The sequence below is a fragment of the Paenibacillus sp. SEL3 genome, from assembly GCF_054602585.1.
In genome coordinates, this window is sequence record NZ_CM137725.1 from 2,929,671 (window position 1) to 2,954,307 (window position 24,637).

The 24,637-nt window shown below is 47.0% G+C and carries 17 protein-coding genes and 1 pseudogene; 7 read left to right on the top strand and 11 right to left on the bottom strand.

What is annotated here, in order from left to right; genetic code table 11:
• Positions 1-60 precede the first annotated feature (60 nt).
• Positions 61-1,248, top strand: coding sequence for an MFS transporter (locus ACYCS5_RS13595; protein ID WP_459761207.1), 1,188 nt, complete (start codon positions 61-63; stop codon positions 1,246-1,248).
• 146 nt (positions 1,249-1,394) lie between these two features.
• Here ACYCS5_RS13595 and ACYCS5_RS13600 read toward each other — a convergent pair.
• A pseudogene (locus ACYCS5_RS13600) lies at positions 1,395-1,490 on the bottom strand (SDR family oxidoreductase); the annotation flags it as partial.
• 158 nt (positions 1,491-1,648) lie between these two features.
• On the bottom strand, positions 1,649-2,593 hold the full coding sequence (locus ACYCS5_RS13605) for a helix-turn-helix domain-containing protein (RefSeq protein WP_029518735.1): 945 nt from the start codon (positions 2,591-2,593) through the stop codon (positions 1,649-1,651).
• Positions 2,594-2,759: 166 nt separating this feature from the next.
• Between ACYCS5_RS13605 and ACYCS5_RS13610 the strand changes: the two genes are divergently transcribed.
• From ACYCS5_RS13610 to ACYCS5_RS13620, 3 genes are all read left to right on the top strand, one after another.
• Entirely contained in the window at positions 2,760-4,958 is a 2,199-nt protein-coding gene (locus ACYCS5_RS13610; RefSeq protein ID WP_459761208.1) for a glycoside hydrolase family 52 protein, read from the top strand.
• A gap of 35 nt (positions 4,959-4,993) precedes the next feature.
• The gene (locus ACYCS5_RS13615; RefSeq protein ID WP_459761209.1) at positions 4,994-7,165 is read left to right on the top strand and encodes an alpha-glucuronidase family glycosyl hydrolase; all 2,172 of its coding nucleotides are present in this window, start codon (positions 4,994-4,996) and stop codon (positions 7,163-7,165) included.
• Positions 7,166-7,471: 306 nt separating this feature from the next.
• Positions 7,472-11,062, top strand: a complete 3,591-nt coding sequence (locus ACYCS5_RS13620) for a family 14 glycosylhydrolase (protein ID WP_459761210.1) — start codon at positions 7,472-7,474, stop codon at positions 11,060-11,062.
• Positions 11,063-11,242: 180 nt separating this feature from the next.
• On the opposite strand, the gene ACYCS5_RS13625 is transcribed toward ACYCS5_RS13620, so the two are convergent.
• From ACYCS5_RS13625 to ACYCS5_RS13660, 8 genes are all read right to left on the bottom strand, one after another.
• Complete coding sequence (locus ACYCS5_RS13625) at positions 11,243-11,356, bottom strand: putative holin-like toxin (protein ID WP_459761211.1); 114 nt, start codon at positions 11,354-11,356, stop codon at positions 11,243-11,245.
• Positions 11,357-11,517: 161 nt separating this feature from the next.
• Entirely contained in the window at positions 11,518-12,255 is a 738-nt protein-coding gene (locus ACYCS5_RS13630; RefSeq protein ID WP_459761212.1) for an ABC transporter permease, read from the bottom strand.
• 28 nt (positions 12,256-12,283) lie between these two features.
• Positions 12,284-12,994, bottom strand: coding sequence for an ABC transporter permease (locus tag ACYCS5_RS13635; RefSeq protein WP_459761213.1), 711 nt, complete (start codon positions 12,992-12,994; stop codon positions 12,284-12,286).
• Positions 12,987-13,913 carry an ABC transporter ATP-binding protein gene (locus ACYCS5_RS13640; RefSeq protein ID WP_459761214.1) on the bottom strand — a complete coding sequence of 309 codons (927 nt, stop codon included), beginning with the start codon at positions 13,911-13,913 and terminating at the stop codon, positions 12,987-12,989. The genes ACYCS5_RS13635 and ACYCS5_RS13640 overlap by 8 nt, the downstream gene beginning before the upstream one ends.
• Positions 13,914-14,103: 190 nt before the next feature.
• Entirely contained in the window at positions 14,104-15,132 is a 1,029-nt protein-coding gene (locus tag ACYCS5_RS13645) for an NADH:flavin oxidoreductase/NADH oxidase (protein WP_185156344.1), read from the bottom strand.
• A gap of 317 nt (positions 15,133-15,449) precedes the next feature.
• Positions 15,450-16,754, bottom strand: coding sequence for an ABC transporter substrate-binding protein (locus ACYCS5_RS13650; RefSeq protein WP_039271867.1), 1,305 nt, complete (start codon positions 16,752-16,754; stop codon positions 15,450-15,452).
• A gap of 106 nt (positions 16,755-16,860) precedes the next feature.
• Positions 16,861-18,507 (bottom strand): response regulator, encoded by a 1,647-nt coding sequence (locus tag ACYCS5_RS13655; protein WP_341040295.1) that lies wholly within the window; start codon positions 18,505-18,507, stop codon positions 16,861-16,863.
• Entirely contained in the window at positions 18,500-20,365 is a 1,866-nt protein-coding gene (locus ACYCS5_RS13660) for a cache domain-containing sensor histidine kinase (protein ID WP_029518755.1), read from the bottom strand. Before ACYCS5_RS13660 ends, ACYCS5_RS13655 begins: the two co-directional genes overlap by 8 nt.
• 121 nt (positions 20,366-20,486) lie before the next feature.
• Here ACYCS5_RS13660 and ACYCS5_RS13665 point away from each other — a divergent pair, with 121 nt between their 5' ends.
• On the top strand, positions 20,487-21,383 hold the full coding sequence (locus ACYCS5_RS13665) for a carbohydrate ABC transporter permease (protein ID WP_029518756.1): 897 nt from the start codon (positions 20,487-20,489) through the stop codon (positions 21,381-21,383).
• A complete protein-coding gene (locus ACYCS5_RS13670; RefSeq protein WP_039271872.1) occupies positions 21,383-22,213 on the top strand; it encodes a carbohydrate ABC transporter permease in 831 nt (276 codons plus the stop codon). Before ACYCS5_RS13665 ends, ACYCS5_RS13670 begins: the two co-directional genes overlap by 1 nt.
• A gap of 94 nt (positions 22,214-22,307) precedes the next feature.
• On the opposite strand, the gene lepB is transcribed toward ACYCS5_RS13670, so the two are convergent.
• The gene (lepB, locus tag ACYCS5_RS13675) at positions 22,308-22,928 is read right to left on the bottom strand and encodes a signal peptidase I (protein ID WP_165145728.1); all 621 of its coding nucleotides are present in this window, start codon (positions 22,926-22,928) and stop codon (positions 22,308-22,310) included.
• Between the two features lie 331 nt (positions 22,929-23,259).
• On the opposite strand from lepB, the gene ACYCS5_RS13680 reads away from it, so the two are divergent.
• Positions 23,260-24,612, top strand: a complete 1,353-nt coding sequence (locus tag ACYCS5_RS13680) for a right-handed parallel beta-helix repeat-containing protein (protein ID WP_459761215.1) — start codon at positions 23,260-23,262, stop codon at positions 24,610-24,612.
• Positions 24,613-24,637 lie beyond the last annotated feature (25 nt).

The window sequence follows — 24,637 nt, forward strand, 5'->3', positions numbered from 1 at the left end:
ATTTAATGAAATATTAGCATGCAAAATCAAGGACGTAAAGTAGGAGGACATGGAGAGGGAATGAAACTAATGAAATATAGTAAGCCCCTGCTTTTCATCGCACTTGGCCTATTTGGTGTATACACGATTGAGTTCGGTGTGGTTGGCATTTTGCCGGTCATCATTGAACGTTTTCATATTACGGCAGCTCAGGCCGGGTTTCTTGTCAGTTCATTTGCATTGATCATCGCGCTGTTCGGTCCCTTCATGGTGCTATTGATGTCCAGGTTTAACCGCAAGCGAATCATGACAATGTCGTTGTTTGTTTTTGCCATAACAAGCTTGCTGTCAGCCTATACATCCAACTTTTATATACTAGTGATTTTACGTATCATTCCGGCTCTGTTTCACCCGGTGTATTTCTCGCTTGCCTTTGTCGCTGCTACTGCGTTGTATCCCCCGGAAAAGGCAACGCAAGCTTCCGCCAAAGCCTTTCTCGGCACGAGCATGGGAATGGTACTCGGTATTCCAATTACGGCCTATATCGCCAATCAAATTTCATACGAGGCCTCCTTCTGGTTTACTGCGGTAGCGAATGGGATTGCAGGGATTGGTATTTTATTCATGCTGCCGGATACACCACAAGCCGAAATGTTCTCCTATCGGAAGCAGCTTGGCATTTTGCGTAAAATACCACTGTGGCTCAATATCGGGGCAGCTACTTTTATTTTTGCAGCCATGTTCTCGGTGTATAGCTATTCTGCCGAATATTTGGGACAAAATACAGGGATGAGCAGCAATGTTATCAGTTTTCTACTTATTATTTTCGGCATCGGCGGAATGCTCGGCAATCTATTGGCTGGCAAGCTCATGGGCTTGCATAAGGTACGCACCGCTCTTTTTCATCCAGTAGCCTTGGGGGGCACCTATTTGCTGCTGTACGGGATCAGTTCTTCATTTATCCCTACGCTCTTCATCATTATTGTGTGGGGGGCCGTTCATACCAGCGGACTGATTGTCGCCCAGATTTGGGTGATTGATGAGGCCAAAGAAGCTCCCGCGTTTGCCAACAGTCTTTACATCTCGTTTATTAACCTAGGGGTTTCGCTGGGCTCGCTGGCAGGGGGATGGTTTATTGCCAGAGCCGGTATCCAGGGGACGCTGTGGAGCGGTTTGCTGTTCGCCATGCTGGCGATGGTATGTATCGGGACTAAAGTAATTTATCCACGTATTTTTCGAAAATATAAAGGGTTAGATGTGCAAAACTAAAGAGTTGCAAGAGGGCCAAGCCTGTTATCATAAAAAAAACCGGTCAACACTTTGTATGGTGTTGAACCGGTTTTTGTTTAATGATTTATTCCTGCCTGTCGGATTGGATTAGAATGAAACATGCACTTCGTTGCGAATTGAATCAACGTATAACCGCCATCTGGGAACAGCACGCTTCCGGTGGTAAACTTGTTCGTCATCAGATACAACACAGTATGTGCAATTTCCTCATTATACCCCACCCCGGTGTAAACAGATGGTCGAATGCTCCGACTTTTTCAAAAAACGCCTGAACCTCTTCCTCTATTTGATTATTAAGCATGTTGATTATGTAAATTCGTATTATTCTCAGCTACTCTATGGGGATCATATCATAACTATTTTAAAGGAATACTTATTTTTATTCAGATGGGCTTCCCTGCACTGAGCTTTTGCGATAGGATGTCGGCGACTGGCCCGACCAGCGCTTGAACTGTCTGCTAAAATGCGCAATATCCCCATAGCCGAGCATATCGGCAATTTGTTGCACCGACCATTGCGGATCAGCCAACAGCAACTTGGCCTCATGCAGCACAAGCCCGGATAGATATACACGGGGGGAAACGCCGAAAACACTACGGAATACACGATTACAATGGGATACGCTAATACCTAACTCGGATGAAATCCCCTCGATCCCATCCTGTTTTTCCACCGATCCAGCCTGCCCATAGGGCTGATTCACTCTGCCCTGAAGACGACTGGCAATCTGATGGGCAAGCTCTGCCTGCACATATCCACGCCCTGGCAGATGAGCGGCTTCGCTGGATACAGCCTCCCACAACGTTGCGAACAGTTCAAACACAGCAGATTGAATCCGCATTCGCTTTGCCACCGAATCACTACCAATTCCTATGTCTTCCGGCGTTGAAAGATCGAGCAACTTGCCCAGCGCTGGTCCCATCTGCCCTGCCACGGTGCCTTCAGCTGGAAACAGCACCTGCTCCAGACGACTCAGCAGCGAGAGAAACAGCTTATCATCAATGTCGAAATGCATACAAAAATACGTAAATCCCTCTCCGTTACTATGACTGGAGTGAACAATCCCCGGACGCAGCAGCACCAGATCACCCTGTCGCTGGGTATAGCTACGACCATCCACAACCATGATCTGTTCTCCCGCAAGCACGATGTTAATTTCATATTGAGGATGCTCGTGTGGCGGATAGCTCCAGTCTCTTCCCACACTTCGTGTATGAATGGCAAACAGATTGACTGTGGTCCGCACATCGGGAAAAAAGAATTCCTCTCCGGCAGCTGTAAGGTCCGGATGATGGGGACGCTTCGGTAAACGTGGTGACGACATGTTTTCCCTCCTGGCTTACTTACATGGATATACCCCAGTATATCGCTTTCAGCGCGATTTGGATAAATAGTTGAGCGATTTGACAATGGTTCCCCACCACATGACATGCTAGGCTCTAAGTGAAGTTAATCAAAGTTGAACTTTATCATGAAAGGGGTTTCATTATATGTCGAAAAATATATTTTATAACACACAGCATGCACCTATCGGTTCCTTTTCCAGCTTTACACTTGGGTTTAAGGGTAATCGCGGCGGACTTGGTTTGGAGCTGGGCAAGCCTGCCGACGAAAATGTATATATCGGGCTGCAATCCAGAGATGGCGAATCATACGAGGCGCTTCCCTTCTTTGCATCCACACAGGATGAAAGTGCCCGCTACGACGTGGAGAAAAAGGGTAAACGAACGGAACCGCAGCTTATGGCCTTTGCTGATTCCGACATTACCCGTGAGCTAAAAGTAGGAACGGATACATGGCAGGCCGGCGATTTGACGTTCCGGCTGTACTCTCCTGTTCGCCCGGTACCCGAGCCGGGAATTGCAGGTATGGATGAACTGCGAGCAGCGTTGGTTCCGGCGGTATTCGCCGAGCTAACCGTCGATAACACGCAGGGGACTGCAGCGCGAAGAGCTTTTTTCGGCTATCAGGGCAGTGATCCGTATAGCGGCATACGCATTATAGGAGAAGATCCGCGCAGGGACACTACGGATTCTACCCCATTGGAGGAAAGACTCACAGGCATCGGCCAAGGGCGCAGTACAGCCATTGTGACCAACAGCAGCGAAGCAGTACCTGCCAGCGGATTTGCAATGGAGAAGCTGCTTGGGGAGACCATGGCCGAGAATTTATCCTTTGGCCTGGGCACGACGGGTGCGCTCCTGATGGACGTTCCCGCAGGTGAGAAGCGCACATATGCCTTCGCCATATGCTTCTATCGCGGCGGCATTGTGACAACAGGCATCGAAGCGTCGTATTACTATACCCAGCTGTTCAAGGATATTGAGGACGTGGGAAACTATGCGTTGAAGCATTTTACAGACCTGACTGCAGCCTGTGTTCAGGCTAATCGCTGGATGGAGTCGGCAGACCTGAGCCCGGACCAGAAATTTATGCTCGCTCAGGCGATCCACAGCTACTACGGCAGTACTCAACTGCTGAGTCACCAAGCGGACGGAGAACCGATCTGGATTGTGAACGAAGGCGAGTATCGGATGATGAATACCCTCGATCTGACGGCGGATCAGCTTTATTATGAATTGATTTTGAATCCATGGACGGTACGCAACGAGCTGGAGTGGTTTGTCCAAAGGTACAGCTATCGGGATGAGGTACGCTTTCCGGGAGAGGAACAGACCTATCCCGGTGGTATCACGTTTACCCATGATATGGGCGTAGCCAACGTGTTCTCCCGGCAGGGATACTCCTGTTATGAGCTGGCAGGGATTGACGACTGCTTCTCTTACATGAGCCACGAGGAACTGGTGAACTGGCTTTGCTGCGCCACGGTATATATCGAGCAGACACAGGATCAGTCATTTACGACACGTATGCTACCTATTTTGTGTGACTGCTTCGAAAGCATGCTACGACGGGATCACCCCGACCCGGCACAACGAAACGGCTTGATGGGCTTGGACAGCTCTAGAACCCGGGGAGGCGCGGAAATTACGACCTACGACAGTCTGGACGTATCTCTGGGTCAGTCCCGCAACAACATCTATCTGGGCAGCAAATGCTGGGCTGTATATGTTGCTCTGGAAAAGATATTTGCCTCAAAAGGGCTTAACTCCCTTTCACAGGAGGCTGGCTTACAGGCAGACAAATGCGCAGCAGCGATCACAGCACATATGACAGACAAGGGCTATATTCCAGCAGTTATTCAGGAAGGTAATGACTCGCAGATTATTCCTGCCATTGAGGGACTGATCTTCCCTTACTTTACAGGATGTGAGGCTGCGCTTAAGCCTGATGGACGGTTCGGTGGATATATCCAAGCACTGCGGCGCCATTTGGAAACTGTACTGGTACCGGGAGTTTGTCTGTTTGAAGACGGAGGCTGGAAGCTGTCCTCGACCAGTAACAACTCCTGGCTGAGCAAAATCTATCTGTCACAGTTTATTGCCCGCGAGCTGCTGGAACTGCCTTGGGAAGAAGCTGGGCAGGCCGCAGACGCTGCCCACGTCTCATGGCTTCTTCACCCTGAAGAATCCTATTGGTGCTGGAGCGATCAGATACTCTCCGGTATTGCCCATGGCAGTAAATATTATCCGCGCGGAGTTACCGCTATTTTGTGGCTGTATGAAGGCAACGGCAACCGTCTGACTCTCCCAGAGCATATGAGTCAGGATCAGAAACAGCATGTCTGAGGATCATCTTCACCTGCCCAAAAGGAGGCTCCAATATGAGCAAGCTTATGGATATGCCAAAAGAAAGCGGCTATGCGGCTTGGCTGCATTACAGCCGCAATAGTAAGGTACAAAAGCTGCCCGCTTGGTGCAGGGTCATCGTGGTCCATGAGACAGATGAAGTGCTTCAATCGGCTGCGAGTGAGCTTCAGCACGGATTGACCTCCATGTTTGGACAGCAGCCGAAAATCAGCACCGTTCCTGTAAATGCGCCATTCATTGCGCTGGGTACGTTCCCAACGCATCCTTTGGTCGCAGAACGATTCAGTGCGGCGGAACAGGCAGAAGTGGGCGCGGAAGGCTACCGAATTCGCGGGCTAGAGATGCCAGATCCGGCATATTCAGCTTTGCACAGTAACGATGAGTTCAAAGGACCGTACGTTATAGTCGCGGGGCAGACCTCCAAAGGCGTATTGTATGGAGTCTTTCATCTGCTGCGCTACCTTCAAGGAGGATTAGACGGCAAACTGAAACCCGCCGCCGAGGAATCATTGCACGCTCCCCTTCTAGACCTATTGTCTAATCCAGCTAATCCCATCCGCATGATCAACCACTGGGATAACATGGATGGTAGTATTGAACGCGGGTATGCGGGTGGGTCCATTTTCTACGACAATAATGCCTTTACTGCAAATATGGAGCGCCTGCGAGACTATGCCCGTCTACTCGCTTCTGTAGGCATTCAAGCGCTATCCATTAACAATGTGAATGTCCATCAGGTAGAAACCGAGCTGATTACAGATAAATTCCTACCGGATGTGGCCGAAGTAGCTGCGGTATTCCGCGCCTATGGCATACAGATCTACTTGAGCATTAACTATGCCAGTCCTATTCAGCTCGGCGGGTTAACTACAGCCGATCCCTTGGAACCAGCTGTAGCTGAATGGTGGCAGACCAAAGCCCAGGAAGTTTACGCCGCCGTTCCTGATCTGGGTGGTTTTGTGGTCAAAGCCGATTCCGAAAATCGGCCCGGACCGTTCAGCTACGGGCGCCATCACGCCAATGGAGCCAATATGCTGGCAGATGCGTTGCAGCCCTATGGCGGACGTGTGATTTGGCGCTGCTTTGTCTACAATTGCAAGCAGGACTGGCGCGATCGCAAGACGGATCGGGCCCGCGCAGCCTTTGACCATTTTAAACCACTGGATGGGCTGTTTCGGGAGAATGTCATTTTACAGATCAAAAATGGCCCCATGGATTTTCAGGTGCGGGAGCCTGTCTCCCCCCTGTTCGGTGCGCTGGAATCCACTCAGGTACTGCTGGAATTTCAAATTGCGCAAGAGTACACCGGCCAACAGAAGCATCTATGTTACCTTGTTCCCCAATGGAAGGAAGTATTGGATTTTGACACCTACGCCCTAGGAAAAGGCTCCACCATCAAGCGTATTGTGAGTGGCGCCCTGCATTCTCCCAAACCTACCAACTATGGAATAGCCGCTGTATCCAATATTGGTGCAGACACCAATTGGACCGGACATTTGCTCGCCCAGTCCAATCTTTATGGCTATGGTCGACTGGCATGGGACCCGGAGCTGTCTGCGGAGGAAATCGCTGATGAGTGGGTTCGGCTGACGTTTGGCAGACAAGGGAATAGCGAAGGCGACACAGATTTAATTTCTACCATTAAGCAGATGCTGCTCGATTCATGGAATATCTACGAATCCTACACCGCCCCTCTGGGGGTCGGCTGGATGGTCAGTCCCGATCACCACTATGGGCCGGATGTAGACGGGTACGAATATTCCAAGTGGGGAACCTACCATTTTGCTGATTGCCGAGGGATTGGAGTAGATCGCACGACCGCAACCGGGACCGGCTATGCAGGACAATATTTTGCTCCCCATGCCGATATCTATGAATCTACGGACACCTGTCCGGATGAGCTGCTCTTATTCTTTCACCATGTCCCTTATACACACTTGCTCCACTCCGGCCAAACTGTCATACAGCACATTTATGATACCCATTTTGAAGGTGCAGAACGTGCGGCCCATCTCCGAGACACATGGGTTAGTCTACGAGGGCAACTGAATGATACCATGTATGAACAGGTGCTGGAGCGGCTGGAGCATCAGGCAGAGCATGCCAAAGAATGGCGGGATCGGATCAATACGTATTTCTACCGTAAAAGCGGCATTGCCGACCAGAAGGATCGCCCTATTTATTAAGCAGGCTGTCTCGGCAATACTTTCCATACAGACTGGAACAAGACTTTATACGCTTAGGTTCATTTTCTCCTATACTGGCTTGGCTATCCGCACATCACTAAAAGGCATGCGTCTTCCTCAGACCGATGCCTTATTTTTTTGCCTGTAGACTTTTAGGCACACGGTTGCTTACGTAAAATGTCATATTTGTCCACCTTGAGTGCGCAATAAATTCTTCTTTTTATGCAACCGCTTGCTTTATACTATTTTTGTAGACGTTTACAAAATGTTGTCGAATTAGAATATGCTTTGGGGAGGATGATCGGTTTGACCTTGTATCGAAGTCTATGGAAAAAAGGGTGTATGCTTCTACTAAGCCTTGTGCTGTCTCTGACCGCCTTCATTGGCTCACCCTCTAATACGGCGAGCGCTGCGGTTGCAGATGATTTTCAAGCTTCCGTTATGGGACCGCTGGCGAAAATCAATGACTGGGGTTCCTTTAAAAAGCAGCTACAAACGTTGAAAAACAATGGCGTATATGCCATCACTACCGACGTCTGGTGGGGCTATGTGGAGAGCGCAGGAGATAACCAGTTCGATTGGAGCTACTACAAAACCTATGCAAATGCCGTGAAAGAAGCGGGACTGAAGTGGGTTCCTATCATCTCAACGCATAAGTGTGGAGGAAATGTAGGAGATGACTGCAACATCCCACTACCAAGCTGGCTGTCGAGCAAAGGCAGTGCAGATGAAATGCAGTTCAAGGACGAAAGCGGCTATGCCAATAGTGAAGCCCTTTCCCCATTGTGGAGCGGAACCGGTAAACAATATGATGAGCTGTATGCCTCATTCGCTGAAAACTTTGCCGGGTATAAAAGTATCATTCCCAAAATTTATTTGAGTGGCGGTCCTTCCGGGGAATTGCGCTATCCGTCCTACTATCCAGCAGCAGGGTGGAGCTACCCGGGACGAGGCAAGTTCCAAGCTTATACTGAAACAGCCAAAAATGCATTCCGCACAGCTATGAATGACAAGTACGGATCATTGGACAAGCTTAATGTTGCTTGGGGCACCAAGCTTACCAGCCTTAGCCAAATCAATCCACCGACCGATGGGGATGGATTTTACACGAATGGCGGATATAATTCCACGTATGGAAAGGATTTTCTGTCGTGGTACCAAAGTGTACTTGAGAAGCATTTAGGTGTCATCGGAGCAGCGGCCCACAAAAACTTCGATTCTGTGTTTGGTGTCCGGATCGGGGCCAAAGTTTCCGGTCTGCACTGGCAAATGAACAATCCTGCTATGCCGCACAGCACAGAACAAGCAGGTGGATATTATGATTACAACCGTCTCATTCAGAAATTCAAGGATGCCGATCTAGACCTGACATTCACTTGCCTGGAGATGACTGATAGTGGCTCAGCACCGAATTATTCGTTGCCGTCCACCCTGGTTGATACCGTCTCCTCCATCGCGAATGCCAAGGGTGTTCGCCTGAATGGTGAAAATGCACTTCCGACAGGCGGCAGCGGCTTCCAAAAAATCGAGGAGAAAATCACGAAGTTCGGTTATAACGGCTTTACACTTTTACGCCTCAACAATCTCGTCAACAATGATGGCTCACCAACCGGTGAGTTGAGTGGATTCAAACAATATATCATCAGCAAAGCCAAGCCTGACAATAATGGCGGTACAGGCAACAAAGTAACGATATACTACAAAAAAGGCTTTAACTCACCTTACATTCACTACCGTCCGGCTGGCGGAAGCTGGACTGCAGCGCCAGGTGTGAAAATGCAGGATGCCGAAATTAGCGGCTATGCTAAAATTACCGTCGATATCGGTTCTGCCTCCCAATTGGAAGCCGCTTTTAATGACGGCAATAACAACTGGGACAGCAACAACACCAAAAACTACTCCTTCAGCACGGGCACTTCTACGTACACGCCCGGTAACAGCGGCAATGCGGGAACGATCACATCTGGCGCTCCAGCGGGTACGATTCCCGGGGATGGCGGCGGTGCAACTAACAAGGTAACGGTATACTACAAAAAAGGCTTTAACTCGCCTTATATTCACTACCGCCCAGCTAACGGAAACTGGACTGCCGTACCCGGTGTGAAAATGCAGGATGCCGAGATTAGCGGCTATGCCAAAATTACCGTCGATATCGGTTCTGCCTCCCAATTGGAAGCTGCTTTTAATGACGGCAATAACAGTTGGGACAGCAATAACTCGAAGAACTACCTTTTCAGCACTGGAACTTCTACCTACACACCCGGCTTGAACGGGGCTGCAGGATCTATCCGAACGGGGGCACCTTCGGGGGGCGTCCTCAGCGTAGGGGCTTCTACCTACGCAACCGACCTCAACGAAGTGGCAGGAGCTATCCCAACAGAAAAACTTTCGGGTGTATCCTTAAACGTAAGTACTTCTACCTATGCACCCAACTCTAACGGAGTTGAAGTAACTGCTCAAACGGAGGCGCCTTTAGGCGCCTTCACTCCTATAGATCCGGGTACCCTCTCCAAGCCCACTCCCCTTGGCACAGACTGGAGCAAACAAAGTATTTATTTTATCATGACAGACCGATTTAGCAACGGAGATCCGTCCAACGATAACTACGGTGGCTTCAATTCCAACAACAGCGATCAGCGCAAGTGGCATGGTGGCGATTTTCAAGGTATTATTAACAAACTCGACTACATTAAAAATATGGGGTTTACCGCGATCTGGATTACCCCGGTAACGATGCAAAAGAGTGAATACGCTTACCACGGCTATCATACGTATGATTTTTATGCGGTAGACGGACATCTCGGTACCATGGACAAGTTCAAAGAGCTGGTTGGTAAGGCACACGACAAAAATATCGCTGTTATGCTGGACGTAGTTCCCAATCACACAGGTGATTTCCAACCGGGGAATGGGTTCGCCAAAGCTCCTTTTGACAAAGCAGACTGGTATCATCACAATGGTGACATTACAGGGGGGGACTACAACTCTAACAACCAATGGAAAATTGAAAACGGTGATGTGGCTGGACTGGATGACCTAAATCATGAAAACCCCGCTACCGCAAATGAGCTTAAAAACTGGATCAAATGGCTGCTTAATGAGACAGGCATTGACGGACTGCGGTTGGATACCGCCAAGCATGTACCGAAGGGTTTTCTAAAGGATTTTGACCAAGCCGCCAATACCTTCACCATGGGTGAAATTTTCCATGGCGACCCTGCTTATGTGGGGGATTACACCCGATATCTCGATGCAGCACTAGATTTTCCGATGTATTATACAATCAAGGACGTGTTCGGACACGATCAATCCATGAGAAAAATCAAGGACCGCTACTCCGATGATCGTTACTATCGTGATGCTCAGACTAACGGTGTATTTATCGACAATCATGATGTAAAACGTTTCCTGAATGACGCCTCTGGCAAGCCGGGTGCTAACTATGACAAATGGCCACAGCTCAAAGCTGCATTGGGCTTTACTCTGACGTCGCGTGGGATTCCAATTATCTATCAAGGCACAGAGCAAGGCTATAGTGGTGGAGATGATCCCGCCAATCGGGAAAATATGAATTTCAACGCCAACCATGACCTGTATCAGTACATCGCTAAGCTAAACAATGTGCGCAATAACCACCCTGCTCTGCAAAACGGCAGCCAAAAGGAAAAATGGGTGGACGACTCCTTTTACAGTTTTCAGCGCTCTAAAAATAGCGACGAGGCCATCGTATTTATCAACAACTCCTGGAATAGTCAAACCCGCACGATTGGCAACTTCGATAATCTGTCCAACGGAACCCGCCTGACTAACCAGCTGAGCAACGACTCCGTTCAGATTAACAACGGTTCAATCACCGTGACTCTCGCTCCAAAGGAAGTTAAAATTTTCACCAAGTAAACAGCGTTATTCAGTTACACTGGTTATTCAGATGTGCTAAAATAAATGATAGAAGGATATACTAAAAAAGAGCAAGGATGCTGGTAACATCCCTACTCTTGGCAACAGCCGCTTTGAAGAGCGGTCGGCTGAAAAGGGCTAGCTATTAGAAATAGACCGTGTTCCCCTCTCCAGGGCGGTCTATTTCTTTTTGTCTTGGTTCAACGCAATAACAATCGTAACGATTAATCCGATCAACGCTATTAATAGCGTGCCGAACATCATCATTAATGTCAGAGCATCCTTAACCTCCACAGGCATCACCTCCCTTCCGGGAGATTAGCCGACCGCCCACCTAAGCCATTCTGTTGTTACTGGAATTATAGCACGTAAATCCGTCCTTAAGCGACAACATTTTACAGCTTCATCCAGCCAATCTTATATGGACACTCATCGTCCTTTGCTGCTTACACATTCTACTGTGTCTCTATATGGGTATAGCTTCTTAACGCCAATAAAAGCCCAAGCACAAAAATGATGCAAATACTGATAATCCCTCCAGGAACATTCGTAAATGTTCTGCCCAGTGTGCCGTGCGGAGAAAACAATAACGGCACGGTCCATGGATAAAAGGTATTTCCAGGTGTATTAACCAAAACAAAATTCAAACACATAATCGTACACATCCCCATAATGGCGGGCACAAATTTTCTCCAGCGAATGGCGAAGAACGTGATGATCGGGATGAGCATAGCGTGCATAATAATCATTTTAGTGAAGATTCCAAGCTGATATATAACGATTTCAAAGGTTAGCGGTCTGGCCGTAATAAACATACCCAATATCGCAGATAGCACAAATGCTAACAGCAGGCTAACAGCGATGTACATATAGATAACGAGCAGCTTGCTGAAGTAAATCCGAGTTCGGCGAACTGGGTTTGTAAACAGTGCAATATGAGTGTTCTCCTGGTATTCTCTCGCATAGATATAGCAGGTCAAAATGTAATAGCTCATATATCCAGTTATTAAATTAATGGAGGATACCAAATCCATAAAGTATTCATTCCATCCATCACGATCCAAGGAAAGTTTAGGATTTATGGCGTAAGTACTAAAAGTCAAAAATACGGTTGCCATTAAAATAAACACACTTAGAAAAAGAATTTTAGTTCCTTTCAGCTTCAAGCACTCTGCTCTAAACAGGTCAAACATAGTAGCCCTCCTTTCAAAAAATCTTCATTTAGGCTCTTCTTTGATATGTCCATATGGATAAAAACAATCCAAGAAGAAAGATCACGGATAAGCTGAGCCATGCTATTGAAACATTGGTAGGTATAGTCGCATTTCTTTCATTAGGAGATAAGAGATAGGGCACAATCCAAGGGTACCATTCACTTTTGTATATAAAATTTAAAAATATAGCAGTACAAACTACGAGTACAACCACCATAAGACTTTTCCAGTGTATAGCAAAAAAAGAGGCGATTGGGATTAACATCGCATGCATCACACACATTTTAGCAAACACTTGGATTTGGTATACCCAGATAGCCATCGTTAAAGGTCGATCTGTAATAAGCATGCCTAATACTGCAGACAGAAACAGAACGATAAATAGCGACACAATAATAAATCCATAAATAATGATCAATTTACTAAAATAAAATTTAGCCCTGTTGACAGGCGTGGTAAACATAAAGAGGTGCGTGTTTTCCTGATACTCTCTTGCAAAAATATGACCCGTTAAAATGTAATAGCTGATAAATCCGGCTGCAATATTGACCAAGGAAACAATATTTGTAAAATAGTAGTCCCAACCCAGATTGTCAATTGAATATCTGTAAAAAATAGCGCTCAATCCAAACATCAACAGTACAACAGCCAGTAATATAATATAGCTCAACAAGAAGGCTTTAGAGCCTTTAAGCTTAATAAGTTCTGCTCTAATCATGCCGCTCACCCTCTCCTGAAATGAGTGTTAGAAAGTACTCCTCCAGTGTCTGCTTTGTGGTGTGTATCTCATAGACAGAAAACTGATGATCTATTAACTGTTTATTTAACGCAGATGTATTTTCAATCGGACTATGAATTCTTAGTTGTTGTGGGGATATCACATTAGATTGAAGCTGCTTCATGTGCTCTTGCAGAAATGCTTGCACTGCTTCTGCATCGTCTACCTTTACATCTGTATATTGCTCAAAGCCTTCCTCTAACCGGCTCAAACGATCTTCCGCTAACAGTTTTCCATTATGTATAATCCCGATGTGTGTAGCTAACTGCTGAATTTCGCTCAAGATGTGGCTGGAAATAAGAATTGTTTTCCCGTCTTCCTCGCACAACCGCTTCAATAGCTGACGAATTTCCTTAATTCCAGATGGGTCCAGTCCGTTTGTTGGCTCATCCAATATGAGCAACTCAGGGTCATGAACAAGCGCCCTCGCAATCCCCAATCTTTGCTTCATCCCTAGGGAAAAATCTTTGAACTTCTTTTTACCGGTATGCTCTAAACCTACCGTGGTTAAGGTACGTTCTATTCTTCCATCATCCTTCATTCCCATGTACTTACAGCATATTCTCAGATTATCACGCGCACTCAGGTTTTCGTATAAACCTGGTGTTTCAATAATCGTTCCAATTTTGGAAAAGATAGATGGATAATTCGTCTCCAACCGCTCGCCAAATAAAAAAACCTCCCCACTTGTAGGCTCAATCAGCCTCATCAGCATGCGGATGGTCGTTGTTTTGCCAGCCCCATTCTCACCGAGGAAACCGTAGATACTGCCACGCTCCACGTGTAAGGAAATATCGTCTACAGCTACCGACATCCCGAACTGTTTGCGGAGGCCCTTCGTTTCAATAACATACTGCATTTCTTTCATCCTCCTATACACACCAAATATAATTATTATACAGATTGAATCATCCACAAAATGTAAAAACCATCACATTTATTCATTTGCCAATCATTATCCCGATAAAAACAAAACAGGCACCTGACGAAGCGTACACTTCGTTGCAGGTGCCTTGTTTATATATAAACAACGTGGGATTACTTAGGCCTCAGTAGCCACGTTGATATTGTTCAGGTATGGAAGGCTTCTCGCCGCGCAGTGCCACCGCTGCATGAGTAGCCCAATATGGATCACGCAGCAATCCGCGTCCCACAGCGACCAGATCGGCATCCTCATTGCCGATAACAGACTGCGCCAAGGCCGGTTCATCCAGTGCGCCAACGGCGATGACTGGGATGTTCAGCGCCTCGCGGATTTGGCGAGCAAACGGCACTTGATAGCCCGGATAGTTGCCTGGCTTTCTGGCGCCTGCCGGTCCTTCTCCGCCCGAGCTGACATGGATCACGTCTACGCCTGCAGCCTGATATGCTCGGCTCAGCTCAATAGCATGATCCACATCGTATCCACCATCTACATATTCCACCGCGCTGATGCGGAAGATTAACGGCATACCCGCAGGCATTTCCTTGCGCACAGCCTGAATGACTTCAACGCCGAAAAGGGATAGCTCCTGACCATACACGTCATCACGCTTGTTTGTAACCGGCGAATGGAATTGGTGAATCAAGTAACCATGTGCACCGTGAAGCTCAATCGTATCCACGCCCGCTTGAACCGCACGCCGGGCGGCGTCTGCGAATTTTTGTACCATGCCACGGACTTCCTCTGTGGTCAGTGCGCGCGGCTGCTTATAACTCGCATCCGGGTATGCGATGGCCGAGGGAGCGACCGGCTCTGCTGCATCCTCAGCTTTACGGCCCGCGTGAGCAATCTGAATGCCTACCTTGGACCCGTGCGCATGAATACCGTCAACCAGCTTCTTATAAGCCGGAATATGTTCATCTGACCAAAGGCCCAGATCATAATCGGTAATTCGTCCATCCGGTTCCACGTCCGTCATTTCTATAATAATCAGCCCCGTGCCTCCAATTGCTCGGCTTAGGTAGTGAACATGATGCCAATCATTCGGAATCCCATCCTTGGCTGTGACCGAGTATTGGCACATCGGTGCCATGACCACACGATTCTTTAACTCCAAATCTTTGATTGTATACGGTGTAAACAACGAAGTCTTCAAAACGCTCATCTCCTTTTTCATCTCTACCACATAACTAAAAATGCGTTCCAAATTACACGGTCTATTATAAGCACAATCGGCACAGTCCAAACGAAATAAAGAGATTCCCCAACTGGGGTATCCCTCGTATTTGCACCGTGCAGTCATTATGTATATCGTAAGGTTGTAGATGTATTGCACACAATCTATTATCCACAACCTAATAACTTTTTGCAAGTAAATATTTAAATATTATTAAATATTTTTTTGTCTGCATTTTCCCGACTCTTAGCCATAACACAAAAGACGCCCTTACGGGCGCCCCTGCGAAACCAGTTTTATTGCGCTGAGCCTAATTGGACCCATGCCTTTTCAATCTCTGCAACTGCCTGATCCTTGTTCATGTTACCACTGATATAAGCCTGCATCAGCTCGCCAAATTTTTGATGGAATGTATCCAAGGAGTAGTTAACAGACAGATCACCGGACTTCGACGTTTTCAAAATGCTTTCCATTTCCTTAGGCATTTCAAGATCAGGAAGCGGTGCATCCTTAATTGGCGGAATCACCTTCGCTACCTGGGAGAACCAATTCTTACCGTATTCCGAAGTGTACAGCCAGTTGAAGAATTCAATTGTTTCCTTCGATACTTCGGAATCCTTATTGATACGTAGCGCCTGATCTGCACCGGTAATGATGACCGATTGATCCGCTTTGTCACTCACCGGATACCCCATGATGCCAATCTTGAGATCAGGGTTAATTTTCTTGATCGCTTCCTCATCCCACGCACCTTTACCCGTCATAAATGCAGCTTTTCCAGATGCAAAATCACTTACTCCCGCATTGCTGTCCCGTTCCAGCGGCTTATCTGTGCCATGTTTCACCGTCAAATCAATGAAGCTAAAGAAGTTGTTGTACAGCACTGGGTAGTCCTTGATTTTTGCTTTACCTGCGATAAAATCACTAACGAGCTGCTTCGACTCCACGCCTGCATCCTGTGCAGCAGCATCTACATAGTGCATGAAGATGTGCTTCCATACCCACCACTCTTTATATGCGTTCGCAAATGGAGTAATGCCCTTCGCCTCCAGCTTGGTGACCGCGTCCTGCATTTCTGCAATCGTCTTTGGCGGGGAGGTTATCCCAGCTTTGGTAAGCAAATCTTTGTTGTAAATCAACGAAAACAGGTTCCCCTTCACCGGGAGTCCGAGCACTTTTCCGTCACTGGAACTCATATTCGCTCGAACAGCATCCGTCATGGCTGCTGCTAGCGGCTCATTGGTCAGATCGGCGCTATAATCCGCATACGTGTCGATGTCGCCTCCTGCCGTCGTTTGGAATACATCCGGTGTACTACCTGAAGCTATTTTCGACTTCAGAATCGTGTTGTAGTCTGCCTGCATGATCTCCAAATTGATCTTCACGTTAGGTTTGACCTTCTTATACTCCTCGATATACGCGTTAAAGGCATCGGTATACTCCGGTGAGGCTGTGAACATATTTATTGTAACCGTTTTCAAATCTTCTTTGCCGCCAGCACTTTCTTTCGACGCATCCGTGCCGCCGCTGCTTCCACATCCGCTCAACAAACCGACCGTCAAAAGCAAACTGCCGGATAACGCCATCATCTTCTTTAACATGGATACTCCCCCATTTGTTTGTGATCAACGTCCATGCGATCATTCTAAAAAATATACTCCAATTTAAAAAGGCAGATTAGTGAAGCATTAAGGGTAAAAAAGTGGTTTATTGCAAGCTCACACGATACTCAGACGGTGATACCTGATAATAATTACGAAAAGCCTTACTGAAATAATTTTTATCTTTGTAGCCGAGCATATCCGAGATTTCTTGTATTTTCAGGCTAGAATCGCCCAGTAGCTCTTTCGCCTTGTCCATCCTAACCTTCTGTACATATTCGTGAATACCGTAACCAAACTGCTGCTTAAACAGCTTCATCAAGTATTCCCGACTCAAAAAATAGGTTTCAGCAAAGAACGAAATTTTAATATCCTCAAAATAATAACGGTCGATGTGCCTTTTGATGTCTGTTATATCAAAGGGCTGGTTCCCCGCTTGAGCATGTTGGACCCCAGCAATGTAAAGCTCCAGCATCCGATTCAATCTCTGACCGTAGTGAACAAAGCTCGTAAAATCAGCAGACAAATCGCTTTCCCCCACGTGCTCCGGTTCTTCCAAAGCTCCATCTTGATTCAACGCTGACGTAGACGCACCCAACTCAATCGCTGCCTCTTTCAGTAGAAAATGGAACTCCCGCATCAATCGATCTGCATCCTGTAAACGGAAAACAGGACCTGTTGCCAATTGTTTCAGCAGATCACCCAGCAGCACCTTTGCCCGGTTTGCCTGACCTGTCTGAGCATCCTTTTGGATCGCCAACAGTTGCTCCGTCCATGACATTTCCTCTGACGTAGCCATTTGCCGGGGCACCGTATGGAGAATAGATTCCCCTTCCAGCTTCAATACATCCGTGCTGTGAATAAGCGTTTTGGCATCCCTATAGGCAGAAGCCAGCTCCACTACGTCTGTACAGAGCTTGCCCACTCCGGCCGCTACTACCATACAGAACAGCCCATGCAGGTTCACAACCGCCTTCTGTGCCACTTGTGCCAGTAGGAGGGACATATGTTCTTCATGCCCTGGGGCCAGGGTACAGATCGAAATGACCTCGCGCTCCCGTCGCGGATGGGGGAAGCTAAAACAACTCAACCGTTCATCTGATGTCTGCGCTAATACATTCGTTACAGCAAAATCCATCAGATCGACATCGCCATGAAAACGTGTCCTGCGAATCTCATCCCTGTTCAGCAGCCGCAGCACGATCACCCCAAAGCGATTCCCCGGCTGATCCGCTCCGATCAATGGGAGCAACGCCGTATTGGCCTGCCTTTTAAAGCTACCGTCCAAAATGGACAAATATAGCTTCTCTTTCAGCTTCGGCAGTGACATATTCAGCGTAATGTTCTGGCTAATGGACTTGTTTTTGCTTTGCTCTCGGCTTTCCAGAATGTCCACTGCTTTGCGCAGTGCCTGGTTCAGATCCTGACGATTGATAGGCTTGAGCAGATAATCCACCACCCGGGATTGAATCGCCTGCCGTGTAAATTCAAAGTCGTTGTAGCCGCTAATGACAATCGTCAACAGATGGGGATATGCCTTCTCGATGGCACGGAGAAATTCGATACCGTTCAGCTCAGGCATTTTCATATCGACCATCACCACATCTATAGGGTGCTGACCCAGCAGCTCCAGTCCCAATCTTCCATTCGTCGCTTCATAAATATGTTCGATCCCCAGACGGTCCCAGTCCCCGATAATACGAATGGCTTCGCGCAACGGCTCTTCATCGTCAATAATCAATACGTTATACATGACTACTTCCTCCCCGGGGAATTTGCATTCTCATTTCCGTTCCCGTTTCATCCGTAAGGATGAATAATCCTGCCTGATCTCCATACAAAAGCTTCAACCGTGTGTTCAGATTTTTCAAACCAATATGCTCACTCTCCCGTTCTTCCCATTTTTCATGGAATGAATCCAGCACCAGTCTCAGCTTGTCCTCTGAAAATCCAGGCCCGTTGTCCCTGACTGCAATTGTGGCATTTGCATCTGTAGAACTCGAATCGGCTGAAATGACGATCAGAATATCGCTTGATACTTTTTCCAACGCATGCTTGATAGCGTTTTCCACCAACGTTTGCACAGATAACCTTGGAATCGGCAGCTCCATCAGCATTTCCTCCCATACCACTTCGACCCGCAGTCTCGCCCCGAATCTTGCTTTTTGCAGACCTATATATCGTTCAATATGCTTGAGCTCCTCGCGGGCAGCTACGATATCCTTGCCGTTGATGGAATACCGTAACGTTTGGGCCAACGCATCCACCATATCCGCCATGTCGAACATCTCCCGCTTTAATGCCTGTGTGGATATGGCTTGCAGGGCATTGTACAGAAAATGAGGATTAATTTCAGCCTCCAACGCCTTGAGTATGGCGTTCTTTTCGACCAGCTTCATGCGATAGCGCTCATTAATAAGTTCTTCGGTTCTTTGAACCATTTCGTTAAAATGCAGTGACAAATATGCAATCTCGTCATGTCCCTTCACAGGAGCTGTTGCTCCAAAATCTCCGGTGCTAAACCGCTTCATCTGGGTGGACAGCTTATGTAAAGGTCGGGTAATGGCGTTCGAGGTCAGTGTCACTAATATAATAGACACACCTAAAAATAAAGCCCCAATGGCATAGCTCCAGTTTCGTGTTGTCGTAGCTGCTTCATAAATCTGGCGGTATGGGATGGGCTTAATGAGCTGCCACCCATCCTTTTCGCCAGCATCATAGACGACCAAATACTCCTGATTGCCACTGCGATCAGACCACGTTACTCGCCCGCTTCCTCCCTTGCCAATCTGTGCCAACACTCCGGAATCACGCATCCGCTCATATAGCGGAAAGCTGTTCACATAAAAGGGAACCCCTTTAGGGCTCATTAGCATCAATTGGTCCCCTTTGCCCAGTGGAATGTTCTGCATGATTTCATCCACGGTGCTCGTATTGTAATAAAAGGACAGCACCGCCTGCGGGTGACGGGATGCAATCGACCTCAGCACTCGATGGTATGCCATAAAGCTGGCTTGTGGCGCTACATAGCCCATATCAGAGCGGGACCCCACAAAGGATTGAAATGATTCATTCGTGGTACTGGCCATCGCCTCTTTATACCAAGGAAGCTTGGGAATATCTGTATTTACTCCTTTGCGCACCGTAATGTTATACGTCTCCCTGGTCACCACATAGTATTGATGTCGGTCCGCCACGTACAGATAGATCGCTTCCAGATCGGTACGCGAATAAAACATGCTGCGCAAGTAATTCTCAATGACCATTCTCGAAGCATAGTCCCAGTTCTCATTGGCAATCGCGTTCATAATATCGTTGTAACGTAGCTGCGGAAGAGCCAACTGCTGCATTCCCTCCAAGTAATCCTCCAAATTCTGATTGACCAGCAGCAGATTATTGGTCGTGCTGGCGATGCTATGGTTAACCGACTCCTTTTCAATCATCTGATAGGAAATAATTGTGAGTGAGCCCACCACCAGAATAATCACCGAGGTAAAAAGTAGAATGAGCTTGTTCACTAATTTTTGCGTGATTCTCCTCCACATAGAGCGAAGAAACGTTCTTACACGCTCTGACATCATGATAATCGCCCCTTTTGAAAGCGTACACATTTTTACCCTCAACTGTTTTCTTAAATCCATTGGTCCGGCCCTAGAGCTATCCTATACTTTCATTATATCTTAAACAGCTTGGAACGTAAGAGCGGAAAATGTTGAGAAAAAGAGGTGCGTTATGCTGAAAAAAAGGGGAACCCGGGGCGACAAGGGCAGTAAACTGGAATTCGGTTTATTCACACTGCCCGTAATCTTGTGCATTACGATTGCATTTTATATTCCGTTTTTGATGACGATACGCTATTCCCTGACCAAGTGGAACGGCATATCCAAACATCCGAAATTTGTAGGTCTGGATAACTTCAAGCAAATCTTGCTTGGAGACGCCAATTTTGCACATGCAGCCTGGTTTACCGTCAAGTATGCCATCCTGTACATTGTATTGGTGAATGTGCTGGCCATTTTGCTGGCGCTCGTTCTCGATATGAAGTTGAAAAGCTCAGCTTGGTTGCGAGCGGCCTTCTTTATCCCTTATATCCTCAGTCTTGTAATTGTTGGATTCATATGGAAATTTATCTTCATGCAAGGCTTTGAGTCATTGGGTCACAGTACAGGCTGGGGCATCTTCCAGCTCAGTTGGCTGGGTGAGGAAGGGCTCGCGTTTGTTTCCATTTTGGCGGTATCGATCTGGCAATCCATTGGCTTTTACATGGTCATTTATATTGCAGGCTTGCAATCTGTGCCAGAGGATCTAAAAGAAGCTGCCATTGTCGATGGCGCGGGGCCGATTCGGAGATTTTTCAGTATTATTCTACCGATGCTTGCACCTTCCATTACGATCTCAGTCTTCATGGCACTGACCAACTCAATCAAAGTGTTTGACGTCATTTTATCTCTGACCGGCGGTGGGCCGGGAGGTACGACATACAGCATTGCGTATGATATTTACCGGGACACGTTCCAGAACAATCTGTATGGCTACGGAACAGCCAAAGCATTGATTTTATTCGTTGCAGTCCTGATCATTACGATTATTCAATTGTCTATTTTCAAACGCAGGGAGGTTGAAGCCTGATGCAACGCAGCCGTACGGGACGTATTTTGCTAGAAGCGGGCATGATTGTATTATCACTGTTATTTTTGTACCCGCTGTTTCTCGCCATTAACAATTCGTTCAAAAGCTTCGCCGAGGTCATGACCGACGTCATTGCCCTGCCTAAGCAGCTTTCGCTGGATAATTACGTATATGTATGGAAATTCATTGACTATCCACGCCTATTTCTGAATAACACCATTATTACCGTCGTCGGACTGGCAGGTATCGTACTGATATCTTCCATCGCGGCCTACAAGCTGGCAAGAACCAAGAGCAAATGGAGCTCCGTGATTTACATGCTGTGCATTATGCCGATGCTGATCCCGTTTCAGTCCATCATGCTCACTGTCTTGCGACTAGCGAAAGACTTAAATCTGGCAGACAGCACTTGGGGACTTGGCTTGCTGTATTGGGGCTTCGGCGCTCCGCTGGCCGTGTTTATCTATCACGGCTTTGTGAAGGGCATTCCGGTCGAGATTGACGAAAGCGCCAAAATCGATGGGGCCTCGGGCTTCCGGCTTTTCTTTTCCGTAATTTTCCCCTTGCTGAAATCAGTCACCGCCACCATTGTCATTATCGACGTGATGTGGATTTGGAACGATTTTCTGCTTCCGTTACTCATGGTTAACGGCTCGCCCAGCACTAAGACACTGACGCTGGCCGCCTATACCTTCGTCGGACAGTACACATCCGACTGGCAATACGCCATGACCGCGATGGTAATGGCTGTGCTGCCTTCGATTATCGTATTTATTTTTCTGCAAAAATACATTGTCAAAGGCGTTGTTGCCGGAGCCGTCAAAGGCTGATTCAACTACACCCTTACAGATGACCCAAAGAGGACTTGCGTAAACTTTACGCAAGTCCTCTTGTCTTCGTGATGTCCATGCCTGTACTCTGGCCTTATTTATGCTTAACCCATTGCGCGCTATCCACCGGCCAAAAAATCACATCCGCACGGCCAACAATATCTTTAATAGAAACAAAGCCAATAGCACGACTATCCCTACTATTATTGCGGTGGTCGCCCATCACAAAAATATACCCCTCAGGTACCTTGGAATCGGTTATGGTTCCATTTGGAAAGTCCACATTGTTATATAGTTCTCCCTTGGCGTGCGCATCCTGAATAGCTCCCTGAATGTATGACTCTTCTACTTTCTTACCATTCACATAAAGATTGTCGCCTTGATACCGAATCGTATCCCCAGCCACCCCAATAACACGCTTAATAAAGTCTCTTTGTTCCTTTCTCACATGGAATACAACAACCTCACTCGGCTTGGGGTCACGAAAATCATAAATCATCTTGTTCACGACCACTCGTTCATCTGTCTTGAAATTCGGTTCCATGGACGCTCCCTCAACAATAAATGGCGCAAATAATAGCCAACGTATAATGAACACGAGCACAATGGCTACAATAATGGCCTTAAGCCAATCGATCATCTCCTTTTTCACTCTTGGCTGCTTTTCCTGCAATTGTTCGACAGTTGAATCTGTCAAATGATTTCCACTCTCCATGCGCTAAAACCACCCTTTCCCACAGTCTTCATTCCTATTATATGTATAATGTTTAAGTATAATCAAATTTTCCCAGTCTGACAAAAGTGCATTTTTAGTTGAAACAAAAGTGTGAACTTTTTTTCACAACATTAAAAAAACAGTAAAAAACTGTTGATGCAAACGTTAACATATATTACACTGTGCATATACTTCATAGAGCGTATTAGACATAGGTTAGATCAATCTGTCACCCCAGGAGGTGTCCTGTTTTTACTGGTAAGACAGCATGAGCCACTTTTATATATGCTATCTTCTTTTAAAATAAGAACTCAAATGAGGAGGAATTTACATGTTTAAACGGAATGATCGTCCAAAAAACGGATTTAACGCTCTAAGACTCAGTGTTTCTTTTGTTTTCGCCTCTTCTTGTATTATTGGAACCGCTTACGCAGATACGTTACCCAACGACACCCCTTCTTCCGCACTCACAGAAGAGGCAGTTAGTACAACTGACTCAACCACCGTCTCCACAACGTTAGCGGCAGGAGATTTGTATGTGGCGCCAAATGGTAACGTGTCCAATCCGGGCACCATATCTAGTCCTACCACGCTCGAAGCAGCTCTTACACAAATTGCTCCTGGTAAAACCATTTACCTGCGCGGTGGCAACTACACCTACTCCTCAACGATTACAATTCAGCGTGAAAATAGCGGCAATAACGGCTCACTCAAAGGGCTGGTCGCTTACGGTAGTGAAAAGCCGGTACTTGATTTCTCTGCTCAAGCCTTTGGTTCAGCCAATCGTGGACTTCAGCTTAACGGAGACTTTTGGCTGGTAAAGGGCCTTGAAGTAAAGGGTGCCGGAGATAATGGTATCTATATCGGCGGTAGCAATAACCGAATCGAAAACGTGGAAACCCACCACAACCGGGATACTGGACTTCAGCTTGGACGTTACTCTCCTAACGCTTCCACTAGTGAGTGGCCTTCGAATAATTTGATTTTAAATTCTTACTCTCATGATAACGCTGATCCCGATAATGGTGAGGATGCCGATGGCTTCGCGGCCAAATTGACTGTAGGATCAGGCAATGTGTTTGATAACTGCTTGGCTGCGTACAACGTAGACGATGGTTGGGATTTGTATAGCAAAACAGAAACAGGCCCTATCGGTGAGGTAACCATCTTGAACAGTGTGGCCCACCACAACGGGCAGACCGCAGATGGAACGTCTACCGCGAACAGCGACGGCAATGGCTTTAAGCTGGGTGGAGACAAAATCAAAGTCAACCATATTGTGAAAAACAGTATTGCTTTCCAGAACAAAAAACACGGCTTCACCTACAATAGCAACCCCGGCAGCATTACGTTGACCAATAATACCTCGTGGGACAATGGACAAAGTAATTTTGCTTTTGACAAGGGTGATCACGTGTTCATTAACAATCTTTCCTTTGAGGGAAGCGCCAGTGACAAAACAAGCGGTGCAGATCAAGACAACTCTAGCGTTTGGTGGAAAAACAAAAAATCGACGAATGCCAAAGGTCTGGTAGTCAGTGCAGACGACTTTGTTAGTCTCACGCCTTCTATCACTCGAGGTGCAGACGGTTCCATCCAGCTAGGTGATTTCCTTAAGCTGGCCAAAGGAAGCGATCTGATCGGCTCGGGTACTCCGAGCGGAAAAAATATAGGGGCACGTTAAAAGCTCCGCTTTATCAGGACGCCCT

Bases quoted from the DNA above. Each gene is read 5' to 3' on its own strand.
- ACYCS5_RS13595 (WP_459761207.1), top strand. From the start codon at position 61: ATGAAACTAATGAAATATAGTAAGCCCCTGCTTTTCATCGCACTTGGC.
- ACYCS5_RS13605 (WP_029518735.1), bottom strand. From the start codon at position 2,593: ATGTCGTCACCACGTTTACCGAAGCGTCCCCATCATCCGGACCTTACA.
- ACYCS5_RS13610 (WP_459761208.1), top strand. From the start codon at position 2,760: ATGTCGAAAAATATATTTTATAACACACAGCATGCACCTATCGGTTCC.
- ACYCS5_RS13615 (WP_459761209.1), top strand. From the start codon at position 4,994: ATGAGCAAGCTTATGGATATGCCAAAAGAAAGCGGCTATGCGGCTTGG.
- ACYCS5_RS13630 (WP_459761212.1), bottom strand. From the start codon at position 12,255: ATGTTTGACCTGTTTAGAGCAGAGTGCTTGAAGCTGAAAGGAACTAAA.
- ACYCS5_RS13635 (WP_459761213.1), bottom strand. From the start codon at position 12,994: ATGATTAGAGCAGAACTTATTAAGCTTAAAGGCTCTAAAGCCTTCTTG.
- ACYCS5_RS13640 (WP_459761214.1), bottom strand. From the start codon at position 13,913: ATGCAGTATGTTATTGAAACGAAGGGCCTCCGCAAACAGTTCGGGATG.
- ACYCS5_RS13650 (WP_039271867.1), bottom strand. From the start codon at position 16,754: ATGTTAAAGAAGATGATGGCGTTATCCGGCAGTTTGCTTTTGACGGTC.
- ACYCS5_RS13655 (WP_341040295.1), bottom strand. From the start codon at position 18,507: ATGTATAACGTATTGATTATTGACGATGAAGAGCCGTTGCGCGAAGCC.
- ACYCS5_RS13660 (WP_029518755.1), bottom strand. From the start codon at position 20,365: ATGTGTACGCTTTCAAAAGGGGCGATTATCATGATGTCAGAGCGTGTA.
- ACYCS5_RS13665 (WP_029518756.1), top strand. From the start codon at position 20,487: ATGCTGAAAAAAAGGGGAACCCGGGGCGACAAGGGCAGTAAACTGGAA.
- ACYCS5_RS13670 (WP_039271872.1), top strand. From the start codon at position 21,383: ATGCAACGCAGCCGTACGGGACGTATTTTGCTAGAAGCGGGCATGATT.
- lepB (WP_165145728.1), bottom strand. From the start codon at position 22,928: ATGGAGAGTGGAAATCATTTGACAGATTCAACTGTCGAACAATTGCAG.
- ACYCS5_RS13680 (WP_459761215.1), top strand. From the start codon at position 23,260: ATGTTTAAACGGAATGATCGTCCAAAAAACGGATTTAACGCTCTAAGA.